The 25,291-nt window shown below is 71.7% G+C and carries 18 protein-coding genes and 1 riboswitch; of the genes, 12 read left to right on the top strand and 6 right to left on the bottom strand.

Annotated elements, in window-relative coordinates; all coding sequences use genetic code 11:
- The first annotated feature begins 55 nt into the window (after positions 1 to 55).
- The 3 genes from BLV72_RS25885 (at position 56) to BLV72_RS25895 (ending at position 4,054) form a co-directional block, all read left to right on the top strand.
- Positions 56 to 1,009 carry a FadR/GntR family transcriptional regulator gene (locus BLV72_RS25885; RefSeq protein WP_093465179.1) on the top strand — a complete coding sequence of 318 codons (954 nt, stop codon included), beginning with the start codon at positions 56 to 58 and terminating at the stop codon, positions 1,007 to 1,009.
- Positions 1,010 to 1,476: 467 nt separating this feature from the next.
- Positions 1,477 to 3,048, top strand: coding sequence for an RNA polymerase sigma factor (locus BLV72_RS25890; RefSeq protein ID WP_208905725.1), 1,572 nt, complete (start codon positions 1,477 to 1,479; stop codon positions 3,046 to 3,048).
- A gap of 175 nt (positions 3,049 to 3,223) precedes the next feature.
- Positions 3,224 to 4,054 (top strand): S1 family peptidase, encoded by an 831-nt coding sequence (locus tag BLV72_RS25895; protein WP_093465182.1) that lies wholly within the window; start codon positions 3,224 to 3,226, stop codon positions 4,052 to 4,054.
- A gap of 165 nt (positions 4,055 to 4,219) precedes the next feature.
- On the opposite strand, the gene BLV72_RS25900 is transcribed toward BLV72_RS25895, so the two are convergent.
- The gene (locus BLV72_RS25900) at positions 4,220 to 4,450 is read right to left on the bottom strand and encodes a DUF7455 domain-containing protein (RefSeq protein ID WP_030842698.1); all 231 of its coding nucleotides are present in this window, start codon (positions 4,448 to 4,450) and stop codon (positions 4,220 to 4,222) included.
- 441 nt (positions 4,451 to 4,891) lie between these two features.
- Between BLV72_RS25900 and BLV72_RS25905 the strand changes: the two genes are divergently transcribed.
- The 3 genes from BLV72_RS25905 to BLV72_RS25915 all read left to right on the top strand — a co-directional run bounded on the left by BLV72_RS25905 (position 4,892) and on the right by BLV72_RS25915 (position 9,289).
- A complete protein-coding gene (locus BLV72_RS25905; protein WP_093465183.1) occupies positions 4,892 to 7,015 on the top strand; it encodes a DNA gyrase/topoisomerase IV subunit B in 2,124 nt (707 codons plus the stop codon).
- Between the two features lie 217 nt (positions 7,016 to 7,232).
- Positions 7,233 to 7,685 (top strand): DUF485 domain-containing protein, encoded by a 453-nt coding sequence (locus tag BLV72_RS25910; RefSeq protein WP_425288397.1) that lies wholly within the window; start codon positions 7,233 to 7,235, stop codon positions 7,683 to 7,685.
- Positions 7,682 to 9,289 carry a solute symporter family protein gene (locus tag BLV72_RS25915; protein ID WP_093465185.1) on the top strand — a complete coding sequence of 536 codons (1,608 nt, stop codon included), beginning with the start codon at positions 7,682 to 7,684 and terminating at the stop codon, positions 9,287 to 9,289. Before BLV72_RS25910 ends, BLV72_RS25915 begins: the two co-directional genes overlap by 4 nt.
- A 23-nt stretch (positions 9,290 to 9,312) precedes the next feature.
- Here BLV72_RS25915 and BLV72_RS25920 read toward each other — a convergent pair whose 3' ends face one another.
- The 3 genes from BLV72_RS25920 to BLV72_RS25930 all read right to left on the bottom strand — a co-directional run bounded on the left by BLV72_RS25920 (position 9,313) and on the right by BLV72_RS25930 (position 12,851).
- Positions 9,313 to 10,014: a response regulator gene (locus BLV72_RS25920; RefSeq protein WP_093465186.1), complete on the bottom strand. Its 702-nt coding sequence runs from the start codon at positions 10,012 to 10,014 to the stop codon at positions 9,313 to 9,315.
- A complete protein-coding gene (locus tag BLV72_RS25925; protein ID WP_093465188.1) occupies positions 10,011 to 11,681 on the bottom strand; it encodes an ATP-binding protein in 1,671 nt (556 codons plus the stop codon). The genes BLV72_RS25920 and BLV72_RS25925 overlap by 4 nt, the downstream gene beginning before the upstream one ends.
- A 195-nt stretch (positions 11,682 to 11,876) precedes the next feature.
- Positions 11,877 to 12,851: a ferredoxin family protein gene (locus BLV72_RS25930; protein ID WP_093465189.1), complete on the bottom strand. Its 975-nt coding sequence runs from the start codon at positions 12,849 to 12,851 to the stop codon at positions 11,877 to 11,879.
- A 211-nt stretch (positions 12,852 to 13,062) separates the two neighbouring features.
- Here BLV72_RS25930 and BLV72_RS25935 point away from each other — a divergent pair, with 211 nt between their 5' ends.
- Entirely contained in the window at positions 13,063 to 13,467 is a 405-nt protein-coding gene (locus BLV72_RS25935; protein WP_093465191.1) for an SEL1-like repeat protein, read from the top strand.
- A 380-nt stretch (positions 13,468 to 13,847) separates the two neighbouring features.
- Here BLV72_RS25935 and BLV72_RS25940 read toward each other — a convergent pair whose 3' ends face one another.
- Positions 13,848 to 16,301, bottom strand: coding sequence for a DNA gyrase/topoisomerase IV subunit A (locus tag BLV72_RS25940; protein WP_093465193.1), 2,454 nt, complete (start codon positions 16,299 to 16,301; stop codon positions 13,848 to 13,850).
- 313 nt (positions 16,302 to 16,614) lie between these two features.
- Between BLV72_RS25940 and BLV72_RS25945 the strand changes: the two genes are divergently transcribed.
- The 4 genes from BLV72_RS25945 to BLV72_RS25960 all read left to right on the top strand — a co-directional run bounded on the left by BLV72_RS25945 (position 16,615) and on the right by BLV72_RS25960 (position 21,628).
- Complete coding sequence (locus BLV72_RS25945; protein WP_093465195.1) at positions 16,615 to 17,976, top strand: M16 family metallopeptidase; 1,362 nt, start codon at positions 16,615 to 16,617, stop codon at positions 17,974 to 17,976.
- A complete protein-coding gene (locus tag BLV72_RS25950; protein WP_167746403.1) occupies positions 17,973 to 19,379 on the top strand; it encodes a M16 family metallopeptidase in 1,407 nt (468 codons plus the stop codon). Before BLV72_RS25945 ends, BLV72_RS25950 begins: the two co-directional genes overlap by 4 nt.
- Positions 19,380 to 19,677: 298 nt before the next feature.
- Positions 19,678 to 19,841: riboswitch (cyclic di-AMP (ydaO/yuaA leader) on the top strand.
- 14 nt (positions 19,842 to 19,855) lie between these two features.
- Positions 19,856 to 20,650 carry a M23 family metallopeptidase gene (locus tag BLV72_RS25955; protein WP_093465196.1) on the top strand — a complete coding sequence of 265 codons (795 nt, stop codon included), beginning with the start codon at positions 19,856 to 19,858 and terminating at the stop codon, positions 20,648 to 20,650.
- 222 nt (positions 20,651 to 20,872) lie between these two features.
- Positions 20,873 to 21,628, top strand: coding sequence for a GntR family transcriptional regulator (locus tag BLV72_RS25960; RefSeq protein ID WP_093465198.1), 756 nt, complete (start codon positions 20,873 to 20,875; stop codon positions 21,626 to 21,628).
- A gap of 193 nt (positions 21,629 to 21,821) precedes the next feature.
- On the opposite strand, the gene BLV72_RS25965 is transcribed toward BLV72_RS25960, so the two are convergent.
- Positions 21,822 to 22,103: an HPr family phosphocarrier protein gene (locus tag BLV72_RS25965; RefSeq protein ID WP_020867963.1), complete on the bottom strand. Its 282-nt coding sequence runs from the start codon at positions 22,101 to 22,103 to the stop codon at positions 21,822 to 21,824.
- Positions 22,104 to 22,293: 190 nt separating this feature from the next.
- On the opposite strand from BLV72_RS25965, the gene BLV72_RS25970 reads away from it, so the two are divergent.
- A complete protein-coding gene (locus BLV72_RS25970; RefSeq protein WP_093470545.1) occupies positions 22,294 to 25,242 on the top strand; it encodes a bifunctional acetate--CoA ligase family protein/GNAT family N-acetyltransferase in 2,949 nt (982 codons plus the stop codon).
- The last annotated feature ends 49 nt before the right edge of the window (positions 25,243 to 25,291 follow it).

A 25,291-nucleotide genomic window follows, 5' to 3' on the forward strand; every position in this document is an offset into this window, starting at 1 on the left:
TTCTTTCTGTCCGATTGAGCGTCAATTATGAGGTAATGGGCGATCACCCTTTCGTGTGCTTTTCACCAAAGACCTCAAGGGCTTCCGAGGCGTCGCCGACAAAGGATGCGTGAGTACCCTTGCGCACACCACGATGACCGCGGCTCGCCCCGCCGACTCCGGCCTGGCCGGTTCGGGCGAGCTTGACCGCTACTCCTACGCCGACGCCCCCGGCGCCGGCCGCGGCAGCGCCCCCTCCTCCTGGGACGGTGCCGAGGCAGAGATCGGCCGGGTGGGCCGGCGCGCGGCCGGCAACCGGGGCCGCGGGCTGCACGGCCAACTCGTACAGCAGCTGGGCCAGATGATCGTCTCCGGCGATCTGGGTGCGGACCGCCCGCTCGTCCCCGAGGAGATCGGACAGCGCTTCGAGGTCTCCCGCACCGTCGTACGGGAATCGCTGCGGGTCCTCGAGGCCAAGGGCCTGGTCAGCGCCCGCCCCAATGTGGGCACCCGGGTCCGCCCGGTCAGCGACTGGAATCTGCTCGATCCGGACATCATCGAGTGGCGCGCCTTCGGGCCACAGCGCGACGACCAGCGCCGCGAGCTGTGCGAGCTGCGCTGGACCATCGAGCCGCTGGCCGCCCGGCTCGCAGCCGGGCACGGCCGCGAGGAGGTGCAGCAGCGGCTCGCCGACATGGTCGAGATCATGACCCACGCGCTGACACAGGGTGACACCCTCACCTTCTCCCGCGCCGACGCCGAGTTCCACGGGCTGCTGCTGCACATCGGGGGCAACCGGATGCTGGAGCACCTGGCGGGCATCGTCGCCGCCGCGCTCCACGTCTCCGGGGCGCCCGTCTCCGGCTGCGACCGCCTCACCGAGGCGGGGGTCGCCCACCACCGCCGGATCGTCGAGGCGATCGGCGAGGGTGACGCCGCGGGGTCCGAGGCGGCGATGCGCCAGCTGCTGACCGTCCACCCGGATCTCGATCACGCCGAGGTCGGGGTGCCCGCGCCGCGCGAGCACTGATCCGTCGGCGCGTCCGGTGCCCGGATCCCCGGGCGTCCGGAGCGTGCCGCGTACGACGTACGGCAAAGCGGTGTCAGTAGGCGGCGAGTGCCGGCCCGATGGATGCCGTACGGCGTACGAGAGGGCGTCGCCGGATCCCGCGCCGCGGGTTCGGCGGCGCGGCGCGACCGATCGGTCGGCACCGTGCGACTCCCATCGGTGCGCGACTGGGAGTTTTCTGTCCCGTTGGATGGGCATTAAGACCGTTATGGGGTGTGACTCGGGCCACGAGTATTGGGCGTAACGCTCTTTGGGGTAGCGCGATGATTAAAGAGGTGGCAGCCGCGGAGGGAATACGGATGTCGCTCGTAACGCTGTACTCCTCCGCACTCCGCCCGCGCCGTCGGTTCATCCCTGCCGGCGGTCGTCGGCTCCGGTCCCCACCGGACTGAGCCGGAAGCCGTTTCCAACGTTCCGAGAGGTTGTTCGTGTCGGCCAGCACATCCCGTACGCTCCCGCCGGAGATCGCCGAGTCGGAGTCTGTCATGGCGCTCATCGAGCGGGGAAAGGCTGAGGGGCAGATCGCAGGCGACGATGTGCGCCGGGCCTTCGAGGCTGACCAGATTCCGCCAACCCAGTGGAAGAACGTACTGCGCAGCCTCAACCAGATCCTCGACGAGGAGGGTGTGACGCTGATGGTCAGTGCCGCAGAAGCGCCCAAGCGCACCCGTAAGAGCGTCGCAGCGAAGAGCCCGGCGAAGCGCACCGCCACCAAGACTGTCGCGGCCAAGACGGTCACCGCCAAGAAGGCCCCCGCCGCCCCGGCGATTCCATCGGCGGACGCCGGCGATATCCCGGCCGATGAGGCCGGGGTGGGCCCCGCGAAGAAGGCCGCCGCCAAGAAGGCCACGGCCAAGAAGACGGTCGCCAAGAAGACCACCGCCGCCGCCAAGAAGACGGTCGCGAAGAAGACCACCGCCAAGAAGGACGTCACCGACGAGCTTCTCGAGGGCGACGAGGTCATCGAGGAGGCAGCCGCACCGGGCAAGCCCGGTCCCGAGGGCGCCGAGGCCGAGCCCGAGAACGCGGGCTTCGTGCTCTCCGACGAGGACGAGGACGACGCCCCCGCGCAGCAGGTCGCCGCGGCCGGTGCCACGGCCGACCCGGTCAAGGACTACCTCAAGCAGATCGGCAAGGTCCCGCTGCTCAACGCAGAGCAGGAGGTCGAGCTCGCCAAGCGCATCGAGGCCGGTCTGTTCGCCGAGGACAAGCTCGCCAACTCGGACAAGCTGGCCCCCAAGCTCAAGCGCGAGCTGGAGATCATCGCCGAGGACGGCCGCCGCGCCAAGAACCACCTCCTGGAGGCCAACCTCCGTCTGGTGGTCTCCCTGGCCAAGCGCTACACGGGCCGCGGCATGCTCTTCCTGGACCTCATCCAGGAGGGCAACCTCGGTCTGATCCGCGCCGTCGAGAAGTTCGACTACACCAAGGGCTACAAGTTCTCCACGTATGCCACCTGGTGGATCCGTCAGGCGATCACCCGCGCCATGGCCGACCAGGCCCGCACCATCCGTATCCCGGTGCACATGGTCGAGGTCATCAACAAGCTGGCGCGCGTCCAGCGCCAGATGCTCCAGGACCTGGGCCGTGAGCCCACCCCGGAGGAGCTGGCCAAGGAGCTCGACATGACCCCCGAGAAGGTCATCGAGGTCCAGAAGTACGGCCGTGAGCCGATCTCGCTGCACACCCCGCTGGGCGAGGACGGCGACAGCGAGTTCGGTGACCTGATCGAGGACTCCGAGGCGGTCGTCCCGGCCGACGCGGTCAGCTTCACCCTGCTGCAGGAGCAGCTGCACTCCGTGCTCGACACGCTCAGCGAGCGTGAGGCGGGCGTGGTCTCGATGCGCTTCGGCCTCACCGACGGCCAGCCGAAGACCCTCGACGAGATCGGCAAGGTCTACGGCGTGACGCGTGAGCGCATCCGCCAGATCGAGTCCAAGACGATGTCGAAGCTGCGCCACCCGTCCCGTTCCCAGGTCCTCCGCGACTACCTGGACTGATGCGGACCACCGTCTCATAACCGAAGCGGTACAGCGCGAAGGCCGGGCCTCTTGAGGGGCCCGGCCTTCGCGCTGCGTCGGCGCCATGTTCCCCGCTTGGCCCACTCGGGATGCGGTTTGCGACACAGGGGGTAACTCTGAGTGTGCGAGACGCTCCGTATGGTCAGGAGGCTGCATGCGTACGTCGCTCCGCTCGCTCCTCGTCGTCCTGGTGGTGCCGTTGACCGCCGCGCTCGCGATGGTGCTCACCGCGCCCGCTCCGGCGACGGCCGACCGTGTCGTGATCGGCGGCCATCCGGCCCGTACGGTCGAGGCGCCCTGGACGGTGGCCCTGGCCAGCCGTGCGCTCTTCGGGGAGAAGAGGTCGGGCCAGTTCTGCGGCGGGGCGGTGGTGGGCCCCACGACGGTCATCACGGCGGCCCACTGCCTGAGCCGTGGGGTGCTCGGCATGGACTGGCGCCAGGTCAAGGACCTCAGGGTGATTATCGGCCGCAATGACCTGCGGAAGAGCGACGGGGTGGAGTACCCGACGGCGCGAGTGTGGGTCAATCCGGCGTACGAGGGCGACAACCGGGCCGGGGACATCGCGGTCCTCACCCTGGGGGTCGCGGTGCCGGCGGCCTACACCATCCCCATGGCGGGCAGCGGTGACCGGGCGTACCGGCCGGGCGAAAAGGCCGCGGTCTACGGCTGGGGTGATACGGAGGGCGATGGCAGCTATGCGTCGGCGCTGCGCACGGCGGCGGTGCAGGTGCTGGCCGACACGGTCTGTGAGCGCGCCTATCCGGGCAACGCGGAGGGGGACTACGATCCGCAGTCCATGGTCTGCGCGGGGTTGCCAGCCGGGGGTCGGGACGCCTGCCAGGGGGACAGCGGAGGGCCGCTGGTCGCCCGGGGGCGGCTGGTGGGCCTGGTGTCCTGGGGCAGCGGATGCGCCGTGGCGGGACGGCCCGGCGTCTACACGAGGATCTCGGCGGTGGCCGATCTGGTGGCCGCCCATGGCTGATGCGGAGCACCGGGATGGCGGTGAATCCCGGAAGGAGCCCCGGCGGGCCCGTGGGGTGGCGCGGACGGGCCCACGAAACGAGCGTGGGCGGCCGCCCCACTCAGGGGGCAGACCGCCCGAATCCGGCCCTGGGCCGGCGTCGCTCGTCGTCGTGGGTGTGAGGCGTCAGCGTTCGTCGTCGGACGCGGACGCCGGAGCTGCGGTGAGCCGCTCGGTCTCGTCCTGTATTTCCGCGGCGATCTTCTTGAGTTCCGGCTCGAACTTGCGCCCGTGATGGGCACAGAAGAGCAGTTCACCACCGCTGATCAGCACCACGCGCAGGTACGCCTGGGCGCCGCAGCGGTCGCAGCGGTCAGCGGCCGTCAACGGGCTCGCGGGGGTCAGAACAGTAGTCACGTCGCCTCTTCTCTAGCTCGACGAGCTGTCGTACCAGGGTCAACATCCAACCAGCCTGAAATCGTTCCCGCTCGTGGCTTTTTCCCAAAAATTGCTTCTGAGTAGGCCGGATGGTGACGTTTGGCGGCGAATGAGCCGTATTGCCTAGCTTTGGTGTATTGCGTCGTTTGTCTGGTTCACCCTCCCGGCCGGGTTGCCGGTTGTGAATGATGACGTGCCCGGAGCCTAAATGGTTCATGCCTGAAAGGGAACGTGATGTGTGCGTCACCGCCACGAGATATCGAACGTACGAGCGAAACAGTGGCCGGTGCGACTAGCATGGACGTTTCAACGGGTGGCGGCACAAAGGCTCTATCAGGCCTCGGTACGCTCTGACGGGCGACCATGCCACCATCGTGCCCACAGCTGGGCCAACCAGAAATTCAGCGAGGAGCGAACCGCGTGACCGCCGACACGTCCGTGCCGTCCACTGCGCTGCTGACCGGAGCAGACCGGGGCGGCTCCAACTACACCGCGCGGCACCTTCTCGTCCTCGAGGGGCTCGAGGCAGTGCGCAAGCGCCCTGGCATGTACATCGGCTCGACCGACAGCCGTGGACTCAGCCACTGCCTCTGGGAGATCATCGACAACTCGGTCGACGAGGCCCTGGGCGGCTTCTGCGATCACATCGAGGTCATCCTCCACGACGACGGCTCCGTGGAGGTGCGCGACAACGGCCGGGGGATCCCGGTGGACGTCGAGCCCAAGACGGGGCTGTCCGGCGTCGAGGTCGTGATGACCAAGCTGCACGCCGGCGGAAAGTTCGGCGGCGGCTCGTACGCGGCCTCCGGCGGTCTGCACGGCGTCGGCGCCTCCGTGGTGAACGCGCTGTCCGCCCGTCTCGACGTGGAGGTGGACCGCGACGCCAAGACCCACGCGATCAGCTTCCGACGCGGCGTCCCCGGGATCTTCACCGAATCCGGGCCGGATGCTCCGTTCGACCCGTCCAGCGGCCTCCTCAAGGGCAAGAGGGTCCCCAAGACCCGCACCGGCACCCGCATCCGCTACTGGGCGGATCGCCAGATCTTCCTCAAGGACGCCAAGCTCTCCCTGGAGACGCTGTACGCCCGCGCCCGGCAGACCGCGTTCCTGGTGCCGGGGCTGACCCTGGTCGTCCGGGACGAGCGGGCCCTGGAGGGGCGGGAGGGGCCGGTCGAGGAGACCTTCCGCTACGACGGGGGGATCAGCGAGTTCTGCGAGTACCTCGCCCAGGACAAGGCCGTCTGCGATGTGCTGCGGCTGTCCGGGCAGGGCACCTTCAAGGAGACCGTGCCGGTCCTCGACGACCGCGGCCATATGACGCCGACCGAGGTCACCCGCGACCTGGGCGTCGACATCGCGCTGCGGTGGGGCACCGGATACGACGCGACCGTGAAGTCGTTCGTCAACATCATCGCGACGCCCAAGGGCGGCACCCATGTCGCCGGCTTCGAGCGCGCGATCACCAGGACGGTCAACGAGGCGCTGCGCACCGCCAAGCTGCTGCGCGTCGCCGAGGACGACGTCGTCAAGGACGACGCCATGGAGGGCCTGACGGCGGTGGTGACCGTCCGGCTGGCCGAGCCGCAGTTCGAGGGCCAGACCAAGGAGGTGCTGGGCACCTCGGCGGCCTCCCGGATCGTGGCCAATGTGGTCTCCAAGGAGCTCAAGGAGTTCCTGACCTCCTCCAAGCGGGATGCCAAGCAGCAGGCCCGGGCCGTCCTGGAGAAGGTCGTGGCCGCGGCCCGTACGCGCATCGCGGCCCGCCAGCACAAGGAGGCGCAGCGCCGTAAGACCGCGCTGGAGTCCTCTTCGCTGCCCGCGAAGCTGGCCGACTGCCGCAGTGACGACGTGGGCCGCAGCGAGCTGTTCATCGTCGAGGGGGACTCGGCGCTGGGTACGGCCAAGCTGGCCCGGAACTCCGAGTTCCAGGCGCTGCTGCCGATCCGCGGCAAGATCCTGAACGTGCAGAAGTCGTCGATCTCGGACATGCTCAAGAACGCCGAGTGTGGCGCGATCATCCAGGTGATAGGGGCCGGATCGGGCCGGACCTTCGACATCGACCAGGCGCGCTACGGCAAGGTGATCTTCCTCGCCGACGCCGATGTCGACGGCGCGCACATCCGCTGTCTGCTGCTGACCCTCTTCCAGCGCTATATGCGGCCGATGGTCGAGCAGGGGCGGGTCTTCTCGGCGGTGCCGCCGCTGCACCGGGTGGAGCTGGTGAACCCCAAGCGGGGGCAGAGCAAGTACGTCTACACCTACTCCGACCAGGAGCTTCAGGAGACGCTGCTGGACCTCCAGCGCCGCGAGGTCCGCTACAAGGACGGCATCCAGCGCTACAAGGGTCTCGGCGAGATGGACGCCGACCAGCTCGCGGAGACCACGATGGACCCGCGCCACCGCACCCTGCGGCGCATCAACATCAGCGACCTGGAGGCCGCCGAGCGCGCCTTCGACCTGCTCATGGGCAATGAGGTCGCTCCCCGTAAGGAGTTCATCACCAACTCGGCGGCGACCCTGGACCGGTCGCGCATCGACGTCTGACGCCCGGCCCGTCACCACGGCCGGTTCGGCGGGGTCTCCCACCCGGGAGGCCCCGTCGGCGTTTCCCCCCGCCCGCTCCTGGAGTGCCGGTTCCGGGCCGTTCATCACCCGAGTCACCTGATGGGGTGAACGTCCGGTATTGAAGGGTCCTGGATCTTTCCGATCTGCCCATCCTTGGTCACGCGGCGAATGCGGCAGTGAACAAGGAGTGTTCGGGGTGGACATGCACAACGCTCGCGATACGGGAGCGGCGCGGGTGGAAGATCCGTGGTACGACGCACTCGCGTCCGGCTGGGGCGAGCCGGATGACACGGACGGCGCAGCTCGGCGCGCGCGTCCGCCCGCCGCCCGGGAGGTCTACACGGAGGTGCACGGCAGCGCCGCGTTTCAGGAGGTGCGCCGGCGCTACCGCCGGTTCGTCTTCCCGGCGGCCGCCGCGTTCCTCCTCTGGTACCTCGCCTATGTCGTCGCGGCGACCACCGCCCCCGGTCTGATGGCCCGCCCGGTCGTGGGCACGCTCAATGTGGCGATGGTCGCGGGGCTCGGGCAGTTCGCCACCACCTTCCTGCTGGCCTGGGCCTACGCCCGGCACGCACGGCTGCGCCGGGACCGGGTCGCGCTCGAACTGCGCTGGGTGACGCAGGAGATGATGCGGGGGCGCGGCCGGTGACCGGCGATCAGCAGAGCCTGGCGCTGCTGCTCTTCGGCGTCTTCGTGGCGGCCACCTTGGGGATCACCACCTGGGCGGGGCGCCGACGGCACGGCTCGCCGGAGGAGTTCTACGCGGGCGGGCGGCTGTTCTCCCCGATGGAGAACGGCTTCGCCATCGCGGGTGACTACCTGTCCGCCGCGTCCTTCCTCGGCATCTCCGGACTCATCGCGCTCTTCGGCTACGACGGGGTGCTCTACTGCGTGGGCTTCTTCGTGGCCTGGCTGGTGGTCCTGCTGCTGGTGGCCGAACTCGTCCGCAACTGCGGCCGGTTCACCCTGGCGGATGTGCTGGCCGCCCGGATGCGGGAGCGCCCGGTCCGGATCGCCGCGGGGATCTCCTCGGTCACGGTCTGTGTGCTCTATCTCGTGGCCCAGATGGTCGGCGCGGGCAGTCTGGTCGCCCTGCTGATCGGGGAGACGGACGGCCGCGCCCGCGACTGGACGGTGATCGGCGTGGGCATTCTGATGGTGGTCTTCGTGGCGCTGGGCGGGATGCGGGCCACGACCTGGATCCAGATCGTGAAGGCCGTGCTGCTGATGGGCGGGGCGATCGCGCTGACCACCCTGGTCCTCGTCCGCTTCCGCGGCGATCTCGACGCCCTGCTCAGCACCGCGGCGCACAACAGCGGACATGGCGTGGACTTCCTCGCCCCCGGCCTCACCTACGGCGGCGGCTGGACCGCCCGGCTGGACTTCATGAGCCTCGGCCTGGCCCTGGTGCTGGGCACCGCCGGGCTGCCGCACATCCTCTCGCGCTTCTACACCGTGCCCACCGCCCGCGCCGCCCGCCGCTCGGTGATCTGGGCGATCGGGCTGATCGGCGGCTTCTACCTGATGACGATCGTGCTCGGCTTCGGCGCGGCCGCCGTGCTGGGCACCGATGCCGTACGGGCCTCCAACCCGGCGGGGAACACGGCCGTTCCGCTGCTCGCGCTCGATCTCGGCGGTGGCGCCGGATCGACCGGGGGCACGGTGCTGTTCGCGGTCGTCGCCGCCATCGCCTTCGCCACCATCCTCGCCGTCGTCGCCGGGATCACCCTCGCCTCCTCGGCCTCCGTCGCCCATGACCTGTATGGCTCGCTGAGCCGGCGGGCGGGCCGCACACCGCGCGGCGAGGTGGTGGTCGCGCGGATCGCCGCGGTGGGGATCGGGGCGGCGGCGATCGGGCTCGGGCTGCTCGCCGACGACCTCAATGTGGCGTTCCTGGTGGGGCTCGCGTTCGCCGCCGCCGCGTCGGCGAACCTCCCGGTGCTGCTGTACTCGCTGTTCTGGCGGCGGTTCACCGCCCGCGGCGCCGTGTGGTCGGTCTACGGGGGGCTGCTTCCGGCGGTGGCGCTGGTGGTGCTCTCCCCGGTGGTCTCCGGTGGCCCGGACGCGATCTTCTCCGGGGTGGACTTCCACCTCTTCCCGCTGCAGAATCCGGGCCTGGTCTCGGTGCCCCTCGGTTTCCTCGCGGGCTGGCTCGGGACGGTCACCTCACCCGCGCCCGCCGACGTCCCCGGCCATGCCGCCAAGCACGCCGAGACGGAGGTGCGGGCCCTCACCGGGGCGGGCGCGGCCTGACAAGCGGAGGTCGACGGCGGGGTTCAGACCCACACATACCGGTGCTCGGGGCGGCCGGTCTCGCCGTATTTGAGGCTGAGCCGCACCCGCCCCGTGCGCTCCAGCAGCTTCAGATAGCGCTGTGCGGTCTGTCGGCTGAGCGAGGAGCGCTCGGCCACCTCCTGTGCCGACAGCGGGCCCTCGGCGCCCCGCAGCACCTCTCGTACGAGATCGGCGGTGAGCGCCGAGTGGCCCTTGGGCAGCTCCGTCGGGCCTGCCGAGGCGCCGCCCAGGGCGCCGAAGATCCGGTCCACCTGGTCCTGTCCGGCCTCGCCGTCGCCCTCCAGCGCACGGCGCAGCGCCGCGTACCCCTCCAACTTGGCGCGCAGCCCCGCGAAGGTGAAGGGCTTGACCAGGTACTGCAGCGCGCCATGGCGCATCGCCGCCTGGACGGTCGCGATATCGCGGGCCGCGGTCACCATGATGATGTCGGTGTGGTGGCCGAGCTGCCGCAGCCGCCGCACCAGGGACAGCCCCGTCTCATCCGGCAGATAGTGGTCGAGCAGCACCAGGTCGACGGGGGTGGTCTCCAGGGCGGCCAGCGCCTCGGCGGCGGAGTGCGCCTGCCCCGCGACGCGGAAACCGGCCACCTTTCCGACGTACGCGGCGTTGACCCGGGCCACCCGGACGTCGTCGTCCACGACCAGCACCTCCAGGAGCCCGCCCGGTCCGGATCCAAGGGTCATCGTGGCTCTCCTGTCGCGGTCAGCGGCGCCCCGGCGGGCTGTTCGGCCAGTGCCTCGGGGAGGACGACGGTGAATTCCGCGCCCCCGCCCTCGCGGTCGGTCACCCGTACGCTGCCACCCTGGCGTTCGGCGAGGCGGCGGACCAGCGCGAGCCCGATGCCGCGCTTGCCGTGCGCGGGCGGCTCCTTGGTCGACCAGCCCTCGGTGAAGACCACATCGCGCCGGTCGGCGGGGATCCCGGGTCCGGTGTCGGAGACCCTCAGCAGCACCGTACGGTCGTCCACGCACAGCTCCACCTCGACGTGCGGCTCCCGCGAACCGACCGCCGCGTCCAGGGCGTTGTCGAGGAGATTGCCGACGATCGTCACCAGCCCCGGCGGGTCCACCAGCCGGTTGGGCAGCAGGCTGTCCTCGGCGACGGACAGCGAGACCCCGCGTTCGGTAGCCACCGTGGCCTTGCCGACCAGCAGGGAGGCCAGCAGCGGATCGTGCACCCGCTCGGTGACCTGCTCGGCGGTGACCCGGTGCACCCCGATCGCCTCCGTGATGAACTCCATCGCCTCGTCGTGCAGTTCGAGTTCGAGCAGGCCCAGCAGGGTGTGCATCCGGTTGGCGTGCTCATGGTCCTGTGCCCGTAGGGCGTCGATCAGCCCCCGGGTACCGTCCAGCTCGCGACCCAGCCGCTCCAGTTCGGTGCGGTCACGGAACGTGACCACCGCACCGCCGTCGTCCGTCGGCATCCGGTTGGCGACCAGCACCCGGCCGCCGCTGACGGTCAGCAGATCGGCGCCGGTGACCCGGCCGGACAGCACATCGGTCGTACGGCCCGGGGCGAGTACCGCCTCCAGGGGCCGGCCGGTGTCCTCGGGGCACAGATCCAGCAGCCGCTGCGCCTCGTCGTTGATCAGCCGGATGCGGCCGTGGGCACCGAGGGCGACGACCCCTTCCCGGATGCCGTGCAGCATCGCCTCGCGCTCGGCGAGCAGCGCGGAGATGTCGGAGAAGGCCAGGTCATGGGTGCGCCGCTGGAGCCGGCGGGCGACCACATACGCCGCCAGGGCGCCGACGGCGAGCGCACCGCCCGCGTAGGCGAGCATCTCCGGGACCGAGGCGACGAGCCGGGCGCGCACGCTCTCGTAGGAGATGCCCACCGAGACGGCGCCCACGATACGGCCGCTCTCGGCGCGCAGCGGCACCTTGCCGCGGGCCGAGCGGCCGAGGGTGCCCTCGTCGATCTCCATGATCTCCCGGCCCTCGATGGCGTCGGTGGGGTCGGTGGAGACATGCTTACCGATCTCGCCCGGGGAGGTGTGCGACCAGCGCACTCCGCGCCGATCCATGATCACGACATACTCGGCGCCGGTCGCCCGGCGGATGCGCTCCGCCTCGGTCTGCACGGGCCCGCCGGGGGTGGGCCGGGTGTGCTGGAGCGCCTCGGCCAGCCGGGGCTCGGCGGCCGTGGTCTGGGCGATGGCGAGGGCGCGGCGCATGGCCTGGTCGTCGAGGTGGTCGCTGAGCGGCGCGAGGAAGAGGCCGGTCGCGAGCACGGTGACACCCGTGGCGATGGCCAGCTGCATCAGCAGGACCTGGGAGAAGACGCGTCGGGGCCAGCCGATGCGCCACCTGGTGGCCGTGGCTGTCTGCCCCGGCGGTATCGCGGCGCCCATGGCAACGAAGGGTAACCAAGGGCGGGCCGGCGGGGCCGCGTCAGGACCCGGGGGAGGGGCCGGGAGCGGCGATCCCGGGGTGGCGTGGGATCGGAGAGGGGGCGCCGATCCCGGGGTGGCTACGGGGCGGGGCGCGGGATCGGAGAGGGGCCCGGGAGTGGCGATCTCGGAGTGCCGCGCGGCCGGGGCCTGGGCTCAGAGGCGGCCGGCGGCCATCACGCGTACGCCGGGTGCGGGCCGTCGGGCGGCCCGGATCCCGACGACCTCCATCCGGGCCGGGGAGCCCAAGGGCAAACCGCAGCTCTCGGGCCGCGGCGGCGCCGCGGCAACCTGCGCGACGCTCACCCGCCAGGCCCGGCCGTCGCGGTGCGCGACGGTCACGGACCAGACCGGGGCCTCGCCCTCGGTCCCCGCGACGCTCAGCGCGTCGGCCCCGTCCTCGCCGGTCAGCTCGCGGACGGCCAGCTCCGCCGCCTGGCCGGGGCGCTCCCAGGCGGAGCGGCCGCGGCAGCCCTCGGTGACGACCCGGCCCTGCCGCAGCGCCTCGATGACGTCCTTGACGCCTTGCGCGGTGGCACGGCCGTAGGTGTAGCCGTGCGGCAGCACGACGAGGGTGGGGGAGAAGCGGTGGCCGCCGATATGGGTGATCTCCCAGGTGCCGTGGACACCGGAGGCGGCCAGCTCACCGGCCAGCGGGCGGCCGAGGAGGGCGCAGCAGCGGTCGCGCTTGCCGTTGGTGCACACCAGCACCAGCGGATCGCCCGTGTACTCCTCCCAGGCCGCGGGGGCGTGGGGGCGCAGGGTGAGTCCGCCGGGGTCGCCCGCGCCCAGCGCGGCGAAGTCCAGACCGAGCAGCCGTGCGGGGTCGTCCAGGGCGGTGGTGCGGATCCAGGAGCGGCCGGGCCGGGTGTGGGCCACGAAGACCCGGTGCCGCGCGCCGGTGTGCAGATCGGCGTGACGGCCGGGGCGGCGGATCAGCGCGACCCGTACGCCGGTGCCCTCGGCGGCGTGCTCCAGCGAGCGTCCGAGGACCCTGTCGAGCCGGCTGGCGGTGAGGGCCTCGGTGCCCCAGGGCCCGGGCTGTTCCACCAATAGCCAGGTGGATGCGGTGGCCGCCGTCCCGGCGAGCGGCTCGGACAGGTCGCGGGAAGCGGTCGCGCACGTGCTCACGAAGGTAAGCCTAACCTCTCTTGATCGATAGTGCGCGTTGGAGTCCTGCGTGTGCGCCGGAGCCCTGGTGGAAGGCAGGGTGGGAGCCGCATGAGCGCCTTACGGTTCGCATGCGGCGGAGGGCGGCAGTCCGCATCCCGTCGCGTGCCCGCCGTTCCATGGCGTGGGAGCCGGGCGCGACAATGGCGCTCCGGGGGTGGAGGGGGCGGATATGGGTGGTTTATGGGCGCGGTGGCGCAGGCGCCGGGGGAGACGCGGGGTACGCGCGCTGGACCCCGGGCTGAAGGCGATGGTGCGGGCGGCCTACGACGAGGGGCGGCCGATTCCCGAATCGCTCGCCCGTAAGGCGGCCGAGGCCGGTGATCCGCGGGGGATGACCGTCTACGGCATCGGGCTGGGCGAGCGGGGCGCGTACGCAGAGGCGGTCCACTGGCTCGGCAAGGCTGCCGCGACGGGTGACGTCTCGGCCATGGTGGTGCTCGGCACCGTCCATCTGGACCATGGTGAGCTGGGCGAGGCGGAGCGGCACTTCCAGCGGGCGGCGGACCGCGGCCACGCCGGTGCGCGCCTTGCCCTCCGGCAGCTGCGCGCCCGGCGCAACGGCAGCGGCCACTGACACGTGCGCCGCGGCCTTCCGCCGCCCGCGAGGGTCGGGACCTTCCGCCGTCCGCGAGGGCCGGGACCTTCCGCCGTCCGAGGGCGCGGGGCCGGGGGGGCGAACGGCGCGGGGGCCTGTGAACGGCGAGGGTGCCTGCGAACGCTGCGGATGCCAGGGAACGCTGCGGGGGCCCATGAACGCCGCAGGTGTCGGTGAACGGAGAGGGCGCCCGTGAACGCCCGCAGGGGTCCGTGCACGGCGAGGCTCCCCATGAACGCCGCGGGCGCCCGTGAACACCACGTGTGCCCATAAACGCCGCGGGCGCCCGTGAACGGCGAGGGGCGCGGCACCCTCGCGGTGCCGCGCCCCTGCCGCGCGCTCGTCCTGCTCGTGCCGGGCTACACCGGCCCGGCCACCACCGCCACCGGCTTGGCCAGCGGCTCACCCGAGCCGTCCCGGCGCGGGTCGATGTCCGGCAGTGCCGCCGGCGTTCCGTTCGCCCCCGCCGCGCGGGCCGGGGTCGCGCCCGCCCAGGCCAGGACCAGGATGTCCTCGCCCTTCAGGAACCGCTGGCAGCGCACCCCGCCCGTGGCCCGGCCCTTGCGCGGGTACTGGTCGAAGGGGGTGAGCTTGGCCGACTGCTGTACCGAGTCATCGAGCGTGCCGCTCGATCCCGCGATCGTGAAGACCACCGCGTCGCTCGCCGGGTCGACGGCCGTGAACGAGATCACCTTGGCGCCGGAGGCGAGCTTGACGCCCGCCATACCGCCCGCGGCGCGGCCCTGAGGCCGCACCTGGCTCGCGGCGTAACGCAGTAGCTGGGCGTCGTCGGTGATGAAGACCAGATCCTCCTCGCCGGTGCGCAGCTCCACCGCGCCCACGATCCGGTCGCCCTCCTTGAGGCCGATGACCTCCAACTCGTCCTTGTTGGCGGGGTAGTCGGGGACCACGCGCTTGACAACGCCCTGCTCCGTGCCGATCGCAAGCCCCGGTGAGGACTCGTCCAGGGTGGTGAGGCAGATCAGCTCCTCGCCCTCCTCCAGGGAGAGGAACTCGGCGATGGGCGCTCCGCCCGCCAGATTGGGCGGTCCGGCCGATTCGGGGAGCATCGGGAGGTCGATCACCGTGAGTCGCAGCAGCCGCCCGGCCGAGGTCACCGCCCCCACGGATCCCCGGGCCGTCGCCGGGACCGCCGAGAGGATCACATCGTGCTTGGCGCGCTTGGCCTTCCCCTCGACCGGGAACGGCTCGCCGTCGGCGGTACGGGCCAGCAGCCCGGTGGAGGACAGCAGCACCCGGCAGGGGTCGTCCGCGACCTCCAGCGGCACCGCGGTCACCGGTGCGTTCGACGACTCCAGCAGCACCGTGCGGCGCGGGGTGCCGAACTTCTTGGCCACCGCGGCCAGTTCGCCGGAGACCAGCTTGCGCAGCTCGGCGTCGGAGTCGAGGATCCGGGTCAGCTCCTCGATCTCGGTGTTGAGCCGGTCGCGCTCCGACTCCAGCTCCAGCCGGTCGAACTTGGTCAGCCGGCGCAGCGGGGTGTCCAGGATGTACTGCGTCTGGACCTCGGAGAGGCCGAAGCGCTCGATGAGGGACCGCTTGGCCTCCGCCGCGTTGTCGCTCTGCCGGATGAGACGGATGACCTCGTCGATGTCGAGGAGGGCCACCAGCAGACCCTCGACCAGATGCAGCCGGTTGCGCCGCTTGGTGCGGCGGAACTCGCTGCGCCGCCGGACCACGTTGAAGCGGTGGTCGAGATAGACCTCCAGCAGCTCCTTGAGGCCCAGCGTGAGCGGCTGGCCGTCCACCAGCGCCACGTTGTTGATGCCGAAGGACTCCTCCATCGGCGTGAGCTTGTAGAGCTGCTCCAGCACGGCCTCGGGGTTGAAGCCGTTCTTGATCTCGATGACCAGCCGCAGCCCGTGCTCGCGGTCGGTGAGGTCCTTGACGTCCGCGATGCCCTGCAGCTTCTTCGCGCCGACCAGGTCCTTGATCTTGGAGATGACCTTCTCGGGCCCCACGGCGAAGGGCAGCTCGGTGACGACGAGGCCCTTACGGCGGGCCGTCACGTCCTCCACGGCCACCGTGGCGCGGATCTTGAAGGTGCCGCGCCCGGTCTCGTACGCGTCCCGGATGCCGCTCATGCCCACGATCCGGCCGCCGGTGGGCAGGTCGGGGCCCGGCACATGGCGCATCAGCGTGTCGAGGTCCGCGCCCGGGTGCCGGATCAGATGGCGGGCGGCGGCGATGACCTCGCCCAGGTTGTGCGGCGGCATATTGGTCGCCATGCCGACCGCGATCCCGGACGTGCCGTTGACCAGCAGGTTCGGATAGGCGGCGGGGAGGGTGACCGGCTCCTGCTCACTGCCGTCGTAGTTCGGTGAGAAGTCGACCGTTTCCTCGTCGATCGACTCCGTCATCAGCGACGTCGCCGACGCCATCCGGCACTCGGTGTACCGCATCGCGGCGGGCGGGTCGTCGTTGCCCAGCGAGCCGAAGTTCCCGTGGCCGTCGACCATCGGCAGGCGCATGGAGAACGGCTGCGCCATGCGCACCAGCGCGTCGTAGATCGACGCGTCGCCGTGCGGATGGAGCTTTCCCATCACCTCACCGACGACGCGGGCGCACTTGACGAAGCCGCGCTCGGGGCGCAGCCCCATCTCGTTCATCTGGTAGAGGATGCGGCGGTGCACGGGCTTGAGCCCGTCACGGGCGTCGGGCAGCGCGCGCGAGTAGATGACCGAGTACGCGTACTCGAGGTAGGAGCCCTGCATCTCGTCGACGACGTCGATGTCGAGGATGCGCTCCTCGAAGTCGTCCGGCGGCGGGGTCTTCGTGCTGCGGCGGGCCATCGCGCTTGCGGCTCCTTCAACTGCCGATGCGGGATCTGACGCGGACCATTGTGGCCCGGGCCGCCGACAAGTGTGGAACGGCCCGGGGTCGCAAGGGCCGGAGCGGGTCCCGAAACCGGGTGCGGCAACCCCGTGTGACGGCCCTTTGAAGGGCGAGGTCCAACGCCCGAGAGGCCGCCGAAACGGTTCGGGGCAGCTCGGGAGGACGGGAACGGACCGGAACTTCGCCAGATGTCCGTCCCCTTGCATACAGTGACAGAAGCGCTGCGCATGCGGCTGGCACGCGCTCCATCACGCGATCGAAGGGACGTACATGCCCATGGGTCACACGGCCACGCAGCAGGCCGGCTCCGGCGGCCTGAAAGCGACCGAGCACCGCCTGGCCAATGGCCTGCGCGTGGTGCTCTCCGAGGACCATCTGACCCCGGTCGCCGCGGTCTGTCTGTGGTACGACGTCGGATCGCGCCATGAGGTCAAGGGGCGCACCGGCCTGGCTCACCTCTTCGAGCACCTGATGTTCCAGGGCTCCGCGCAGGTGACCGGCAACGGCCACTTCGAGCTGGTGCAGGGGGCCGGCGGCTCGCTCAACGGCACGACCAGCTTCGAGCGCACCAATTACTTCGAGACCATGCCCGCCCACCAGGTCGAGCTCGCCCTGTGGCTGGAGGCCGACCGGATGGGTTCCCTCCTGACCGCACTGGACGAGGAGAGCCTGGAGAACCAGCGCGACGTCGTCAAGAACGAGCGCCGCCAGCGGTACGACAACGTCCCGTACGGCACCGCCTTCGAGAAGCTCGTCTCCATGGCGTACCCCGAGGGCCACCCGTACCACCACACCCCGATCGGCTCCATGGCCGACCTGGACGCGGCCTCCCTGGAGGACGCGCGGGAGTTCTTCCGCACCTACTACGCGCCGAACAACGCCGTGCTGTCGATCGTCGGCGACATCGACCCCGAGCAGACGCTCGCCTGGATCGAGAAGTACTTCGGCTCCATCCCCTCCCACGACGGCAAGCGGCCGCCCCGCGACGGCACGCTCCCGGAGGTGATCGGCGGCCAGCTGCGCGAGGTCGTGGAGGAGGAGGTCCCGGCCCGCGCCCTGATGGCCGCCTACCGGCTGCCGCACGACGGCACCCGCGAGGCCGACGCCGCCGATCTGGCGCTGACCGTCCTCGGCGGCGGGGAGTCCTCCCGGCTCCACAACCGCCTGGTGCGCCGCGACCGCACCGCCGTGGCCGCCGGATTCGGCCTGCTGCGGCTGTCCGGCGCCCCCTCGCTGGGCTGGCTGGACGTGAAGACCTCCGGCGGTGTCGAGGTGCCGGCCATCGAGACCGCCGTCGACGAGGAGCTGGCCCGCTTCGCCGAGGAGGGGCCGACCCCGCAGGAGATGGAGCGGGCGCAGGCGCAGATCGAGCGCGAGTGGCTGGACCGGCTGGCCACGGTCGGCGGCCGGGCCGACGAGCTCTGCCGGTACGCCGTGCTCTTCGGCGACCCGCAGCTGGCGCTGACCGCCGTGGAGCGGGTGCTCGACATCACCGCCGAGGAGGTGCGGGCCGTGGCCGCGGCGCGGCTGCGCCCCGACAACCGCGCCGTGCTGGTCTATGAGCCCGTCCAGGGCGCCGAGGACGCAGCCGACACCGCCGAGACCGACGCAGAAGGGGAGGCGGCCCAGTGAGCGACGCCGTCACCGCGACCATGACCTTCCACCCGCAGCCCAAGGGCGGCGCGCCCAAGCCGTGGGCGTTCCCGGCCCCCGAGCGCGGTGAGCTGTCCAACGGCCTTACCGTGCTGCGCTGCCACCGCCCCGGCCAGCAGGTCGTCGCCGTCGAGATCAATCTGGAGGCGCCGCTGGACGCCGAGCCCACCGGGCTCGAAGGCGTCGCCACGATCATGGCGCGCGCCCTGTCGGAGGGCACCGACAAGCACGACGCCGAGGAGTTCGCCGCCGAGCTCGAGCGCTGCGGCGCCACGCTGGACGCGCATGCCGACCACCCCGGCCTCCGCGTCTCCCTGGAGGTCCCGGTCTCCCGGCTGCCCAAGGCGCTCGGTCTGCTGGCCGACGCCCTGCGTGCGCCCGCCTTCCCGGACGGCGAGGTCGAGCGGCTGGTGCGCAACCGGCTGGACGAGATCCCCCATGAGCTGGCCAACCCGGCCCGCCGCGCCTCGATGGCCCTCTCCGCGGCCCTCTTCCCGGCCGAGTCGCGGATGTCCCGGCCGCGCCAGGGCACCCAGGAGACCATCGAGGGCATCGACGCCGCGGCCGTGCGGGCCTTCTACGAGGCGCATGTCCGCCCCTCCACGGCCACCGCCGTGATCGTGGGCGACCTCACCGGGGTCGACCTCGACGGGGCGCTCGCCGACACCCTGGGCGCCTGGACGGGCGGGGCGGGCGCGCCGCGCCCGGTTCCCCCGATCGTCGCGGACGACCTCGGCCGTGTGGTGATCGTCGACCGGCCGGGCGCGGTGCAGACCCAGCTGCTCATCGGGCGCGTCGGCGCCGACCGCCATGACCGGATCTGGCCCGCGCAGGTGCTCGGCACGTACTGCCTCGGTGGCACCCTCACCTCCCGCCTCGACCGTGTGCTGCGCGAGGAGAAGGGCTACACCTACGGGGTGCGCGCCTTCGGTCAGGTGCTGCGCTCGGCGCCCCCGGCGCCCTCGGGCGGCTCCGCGGGCGCCGCCATGCTGGCGATCAGCGGCTCGGTGGCCACCGAGGTCACCGGGCCCGCGCTGGAGGACCTCTGGAAGGTGCTGCGCACGCTGAAGGAGGAGGGGCTCACCGACGAGGAGCGCGATGTCGCGGTGCAGAACCTGGTGGGCGTCGCCCCGCTGAAGTACGAGACGGCGGCGTCCGTCGCGGGCACTCTCGCCGACCAGGTCGAGCAGCATCTTCCGGACGATTTCCAGGCGCAGTTGTACGCCCGCCTCGCGGAGACCGGCACGGTGGAGGCGACCGCCGCGGTGGTGAGCGCCTTCCCGGCGGACCGGCTGGTCACGGTGCTGGTCGGGGACGCCTCGGCGATCGAGGAGCCGGTCAGGGCGCTGGGCATCGGCGAGGTGCGCGTCATCTCCGGCTGAGCCGCGAGGAGTTGGCCGAGTGGCCGGATCCGGCCGAGGAGCCGACGCCCAGGCCGGCTCACTGACGATCCCGGTTCACTGACGATCCGGCAGACGGTCCGGTCAACGAGCTCACGACGGAAGGACCCCGGCCCCCGTAAGGGTGCCGGGGTCCTTCCTTCATGCCCGATTTGCGGGAGTGACAGCTTGTTTGGTTTGTGGGGAGAGCAACAAAAAACCGGAACCGTTTGGTGATCGACAGCGGGCCCGCTTAGCGTCAGTCCGGCTGTTCGCCGGCAACCCGCCGCACCCGCGGCACGGACAGTCATCGCCGAGTCCCCGTACGGCGCGAGCCAGGGGAGCCGGGGACCCACACGTCCCCAGGGGTGAATCGGGCCCCTTCCTCAGCTGGGGGAGGAGTCCGTAGGAGACCTTCCTGCTCCGAACCCGTCAGCTAACCCGGTAGGCGAGAAGGAAGGAAAGGAGTGCGCCTCAGTATGGCGTCCACCCGCACTGCCACCGGGAAACACCGCCGCACCACCAAGGTCAACGTCCGCACCGGCGCGAACGTCGTGGGCATCACCACCGTCGCCTCGGGTGTGGTCGCCGGGATCACCGGACAGGCGTTCGCGGCCGACACGGGCCCCAGTGCCCAGCAGACCGGTCTGACCCAGGCGATCGTGATCGGCGATGGGATCGCGGACCACATCGAGGACCAGGCGCAGGCCCAGGAGACCGCCGCCGAGCAGGCCGCCGCCAAGGCCAAGGCGGAGACGATCGCCCGCCAGGAGGCCGCCAGAAAGGCGGAGGCCGCGGCGAAGAAGGCCAAGGCCGAGCGCGAGGCCAAGGAGCGCGCGGCGCGCGAGGCCGAGCGCAAGCGCCTGAACACCTTCGAGTCGCCGATCAGCGGCTCCTACGTCTCCACCGGCTACGAGGCGGCCAGCGGACTGTGGTCCTCCGGCAGCCACACCGGCATCGACTTCCACGCCTCCTCCGGCACCTCGGTGCACTCCGTGGGCATGGGCGAGATCGTCGAGGCGGGCTGGGGCGGCTCCTACGGCAACAACGTCGTCATCAAGATGAACGACGGCACCTACACCCAGTACGGCCACCTGTCGTCGATCAGCGTCTCGGTCGGCCAGAAGGTCACCCCCGGCCAGCAGATCGGCCTGTCGGGCGCCACCGGCAACGTCACCGGACCGCATCTGCACTTCGAGGCCCGCACCAGTCCGGACTACGGCTCGGACATCGACCCCCTGTCGTATCTGCGCTCGCACGGCGTCAACGTCTGACCCCGCGGGACTCCGCTCACGTCCGACCCCCGCGAGTCTCCGAGAAGGCCCCGTCCACCGGACGGGGCCTTCGGCGTGCCGCCGCCCGCTGACCAAAAAATATCCATGAAATGCACTCCGCCATCGGAAATGACGTCCGATGGGAATAGAGTCGTGCAATGCGCGTTCCATGGATGCGTTTCGCGGGCATTAAGGCGGAGGTTCGACAATGTGGGACCGGAAGTGAGCGGGGATACGACCGCGGCCCAGGGCGGTCGCCGGATTTCGGCGCATGCGGTGTGCACGGCGATTCGCGACGACATCGTCTCCGGCACCCATCAGCCCGGCAGCCGGCTCACCGAGGAACTTCTCGCCCGGCGCTACGGCGTCTCGCGGGTGCCGGTCCGCGAGGCCCTGCGCACCTTGGAGTCCGAGGGCTTCGTGACGACCCGGCGGCACGCGGGGGCCTGCGTCGCCCAGCCCTCCGAGCGCGAGGCGGCCGATCTGCTGGACATCCGGGCGCTGCTGGAGCCGCTGGGCGCCGCGCGGGCCGCACAGCGCCGCACCGAGGCCCATCTGAAGGTGCTGCGCGGGCTGGTCCGGCTCGGCCGGGAGCGGGCCCAACACGGCCGGCTCGGCGAGCTGCGGCCGCTGGGCGACTGGTTCCACGAGACGCTCGCCCAGGCGTCCGGCAGCCCGAGCCTGGCCGCGATGCTCGTCCAGCTGCGCCGCAAGACCGCGTGGGTGTACGCGGCCGTGCCCGCGCCGCAGTCCGCACCGCCCGGGGGTGCCCGGCGCCCCGACCCGGCCGCGCGGGCCGTGGAGTCCTGGGCGGAGCACGGCGCGCTGGTGGACGCGGTGGCGCGCGGTGACGCCGACCGGGCGCGGGCGCTCGCCGCAGCGCACACCGAGCGCGCGCTGGCGGAATACCGGCAGCGCCGCCCCATCCCGGTGAGCGCTTCGAAACATTCCGTAAACACGGCGAGCGGCCGGAATTAACAGCGATCCCGTATACAACTCTCGGGAATTCTCCGCATGGTTTTGCGGCGCCCGGTTTTCGGTCCGCCGAGTCCGGGTGGAAACGGAAAACAGCGGGGCCGCGGGGACCGTAATGGTCGCCGCGGCCCCGCCGTGCCGAACCCTTGAATCACACGGAAATCACACAGGAATCACATGTGAATCGGGCGGTGGATCAGACGGTCTCGGGAAGCTCCTCGAGGCCCTCCGCCACCAGCTTCGCCAGCCGGTCGAGCGCGACCTCGGCATCGTCCGCGTCGGAGGCGAGGACGACCTCCTCGCCGCCCTGGGCGCCCAGGCCCAGCACGGCCAGCATGGAGGCGGCGTTGACCGGGGTGCCGTCGCCCTTGGCGATCGTGATGGGGACGCCGGCGGCGGTGGCCGCCCGGACGAAGATCGACGCAGGGCGGGCGTGCAGGCCCTCGGCCCAGCCGATGGTGACGCGGCGCTCAGCCATGGTGTTGCCCTTCAGGTGTGACGGGTGCTGTTGTCTAGACCAAAATCATACGGTGTCCGGATTCACCCGGTCGATGTCCGAGTGAGCCCGGGCATGCCCGGACTGGCCCGATACGGACCTTCCCCCGACACTCGGCCCCGACGCAAGGGTGTCCACCATCCGGACCGGGCGGGCCCGTACCCTGGGCCCCATGCGGAGCCCGTCGGACCATCACGCCTACCCGACCCACTGGGAAGCCGATGTGGTGCTCCGGGACGGCGGCACGGCACAGATCCGTCCCATCACCCCTGATGACGCCCAGCGGCTGGTCAGCTTCTACGAACGGGTGTCGGACGAGTCGAAGTACTACCGCTTCTTCGCGCCCTACCCCCGCCTGTCCGACCGCGATGTCCACCGCTTCACCCACCACGACTACGTCGACCGGGTGGGCCTGGCGGCCATCGTGGGGGATGAGTTCATCGCCACGGTGCGCTACGACCGCATCGACGGACGGGGGATGCCGGCCGCGGCCCCCGCCGACGAGGCCGAGGTCGCCTTCCTCGTCCAGGACGCCCACCAGGGTCGCGGGGTGGCCTCCGCGCTCCTCGAACACATCGCCGCCGTCGCGCGCGAGCGGGACATCCGCCGGTTCGCCGCCGAGGTGCTGCCCGCCAACACCAAGATGATCAAGGTGTTCACGGACGCGGGCTACACCCAGAAGCGCAGCTTCGAGGACGGCGTCGTCCGCCTCGAATTCGATCTGGAACCCACCGACCGCTCCCTGGCCGTCATGCGCGCCCGCGAGCAGCGGGCCGAGGCCCGCTCCGTCCAGCGGCTGCTCGCGCCCGGCTCCGTCGCCGTCATCGGCACCAGCCGCACGCCCGGCGGCGTCGGCCGCACCGTGCTGCGCAACCTCCTGGACGGCGGCTTCACGGGGCGCGTCCACGCCGTCAACCACGCCTTCCCCGACGACATGGCGCACCTCGCGCCCGAGGGCGTCCCGGCGCACCGCTCGCTGCGCGCCATAGAGGAGCCCGTGGACCTCGCAGTCGTCGCCGTCCCCGCCGACCGGGTGCCCGCCGTCGTGGCCGAATGCGGAGAGCACGGCGTCCAGGGCCTCGTCGTGCTCTCCGCGGGATACGCCGAGAGCGGGAGCGAGGGCCGCGACCGGCAGCGCGACCTCGTCCGCCAGGCCCGGTCGTACGGCATGCGCGTGATCGGCCCCAACGCCTTCGGCGTCAGCAACACCGCCGAGGGCGTCCGGCTGAACGCCTCCCTGTCCCCGCAGCTCCCCAACCCCGGGCGGCTGGGCCTGTTCACCCAGTCCGGGGCGATCGGTATCGCGCTGCTGTCCGGGCTGCACCGGCGCGGCGCCGGGCTGGCGAGCCTCGCCGGGATCGCGGGGATATCGACCTTCGTCTCCGCGGGGAACCGCGCCGATGTCTCGGGCAACGACCTCCTCCAGTACTGGTACGACGATCCGCGCACCGATGTCGTCCTGATGTACCTGGAGTCGATCGGCAATCCCCGCAAGTTCACCCGGCTCGCCCGGCGCACCGCCGCCGTCAAACCGGTGGTCGTCGTCAAGGGCGCCCGCCACACCGGCAGCGCCCCCACCGGCCATGCCGTGCCCACCACCCAGATCCCGGACGCCACCGTCTCCGATCTGCTGCGGCAGGCGGGCGTCATCCGGGTCGACACCGTCACCGAACTCGCCGACACCGGGGTGCTGCTCGCCTCCCAGCCGCTGCCCGCCGGTCCGCGCGTCGCCATCCTCGGCAACTCCGAGTCGCTCGGCCTGATCACCTACGACGCCTGCCTCACCGAGGGGCTCCGCCCGCTGCCGCCCCGCGACCTGACCACGGCCGCCGCGCCGGACGACTTCCGGCGCGCCCTGACCGAGGCCCTTACCGACGACGCCTGCGACGCCGTCGTGGTCACCGCCATCCCCTCGGTCGGCGACGGAAATGCCGGCCCTGGGGACGGCGACGGCAGCGCGGAGGCACTCGCCACGGCCGTAAGAGAGGCGGCCCAGGGTGCCGGGCCCGGTCCGGCCAAACCGGTGGCCGTGGTCCACCTGGAGATCCAGGAGCTCGCGGAGGCACTGGCCGGCACCGGTGGCGAGCCCGCCCCCGGCACCCGCCGGATCCCCGCCTACCCCGCCGCCGAGCGGGCCGTGCGCGCGCTCGCCGAGGCCGTGCGGTACGCGCGCTGGCGGCAGGAGGCCGCCGAGCCCGGGCGGGTCCCCGAGTACGACGACATCGACGAGGTGGGTGCGGCCGCCGACATCCAGGTGCTGCTCGCCCCGGCCGACGGCACCCCGGACGACGGCGCGGGCGGCGGGCCCGGCGACGGTAAGAGCGAAGTCACGGGCAGCGGTCCCGGCGACGGTAAGAGCGAAGCCACAGGAGCCGGGCCCGGCGACCGTAGGGCCGACGGCGCGGGCGGCGGGACCGGCGACGACGCGGGCCTCGGCGTCGAGCTGTCCGCCGCCGACACCCAGCGCCTCCTGGCCCGCTACGGCGTCAGCGTGCTGCCCGCCCTCCCCGCGCCCGACCCCGACGCCGCCGTGCGGGCCGCCGAGCGGCTCGGCTTCCCGGTCGCGCTCAAGCCCACCGCCGCCCATCTGCGCCACCGCGCCGACCTGGGCGGCGTACGTCTTGAGCTGGGCAGCGAGACGGAACTGCGCCGGGCCTACGCCGAGTTGACCGACTACCTGGGCCGGCCCGAGGAACTGGGGCTGGTCGTGCAGCGGATGGCGCCCCGCGGCGTGGACACCGTCGTACGGGCCGCCATCGACCCCGCCGCCGGGGCCGTGCTCTCCTTCGGGCTCGCCGGCGCCCCCTCCGAACTGCTCGGCGACACCGCCCACGGCCTCGTCCCGGTCACCGGCCGGGACGCCGCCGAGCTCATCCGGTCCATCCGGACCGCGCCGCTGCTGTTCGGCTGGCGCGGCTCCAAGCCGGTGGACACCGCGGCCCTGGAGGAGCTGCTGCTGCGGGTGTCCCGCCTGGTGGACGACCATCCCGAGATGGTCGCCGTCGACCTCGAACCCGTCGTGGTCGCCCAGCAGGGCCTCTCCGTGCTCGGCGCCTCGGCGCGGCTCGCCCCGCCGCCCCCGCGCACCGACCTGGGCCCCCGCCACATGCCCGCCTACTGAGTCCCCCGGCGCCTTGGCGGGCACCGGCGCCGGTGTCGGCGCGGCCCCG

Source organism: Streptomyces melanosporofaciens (genome assembly GCF_900105695.1).
GTDB lineage: Bacteria > Actinomycetota > Actinomycetes > Streptomycetales > Streptomycetaceae > Streptomyces > Streptomyces antimycoticus.

Excerpts from the sequence above, each read along its gene's own strand:
- BLV72_RS25895 (WP_093465182.1), top strand. The coding sequence starts at position 3,224 with ATGCGTACGTCGCTCCGCTCGCTCCTCGTCGTCCTGGTGGTGCCGTTG.
- BLV72_RS25920 (WP_093465186.1), bottom strand. The coding sequence starts at position 10,014 with ATGACCCTTGGATCCGGACCGGGCGGGCTCCTGGAGGTGCTGGTCGTG.
- BLV72_RS25925 (WP_093465188.1), bottom strand. The coding sequence starts at position 11,681 with ATGGGCGCCGCGATACCGCCGGGGCAGACAGCCACGGCCACCAGGTGG.
- BLV72_RS25935 (WP_093465191.1), top strand. The coding sequence starts at position 13,063 with ATGGGTGGTTTATGGGCGCGGTGGCGCAGGCGCCGGGGGAGACGCGGG.
- BLV72_RS25940 (WP_093465193.1), bottom strand. The coding sequence starts at position 16,301 with ATGGCCCGCCGCAGCACGAAGACCCCGCCGCCGGACGACTTCGAGGAG.
- BLV72_RS25945 (WP_093465195.1), top strand. The coding sequence starts at position 16,615 with ATGCCCATGGGTCACACGGCCACGCAGCAGGCCGGCTCCGGCGGCCTG.
- BLV72_RS25955 (WP_093465196.1), top strand. The coding sequence starts at position 19,856 with ATGGCGTCCACCCGCACTGCCACCGGGAAACACCGCCGCACCACCAAG.
- BLV72_RS25965 (WP_020867963.1), bottom strand. The coding sequence starts at position 22,103 with ATGGCTGAGCGCCGCGTCACCATCGGCTGGGCCGAGGGCCTGCACGCC.
- BLV72_RS25970 (WP_093470545.1), top strand. The coding sequence starts at position 22,294 with ATGCGGAGCCCGTCGGACCATCACGCCTACCCGACCCACTGGGAAGCC.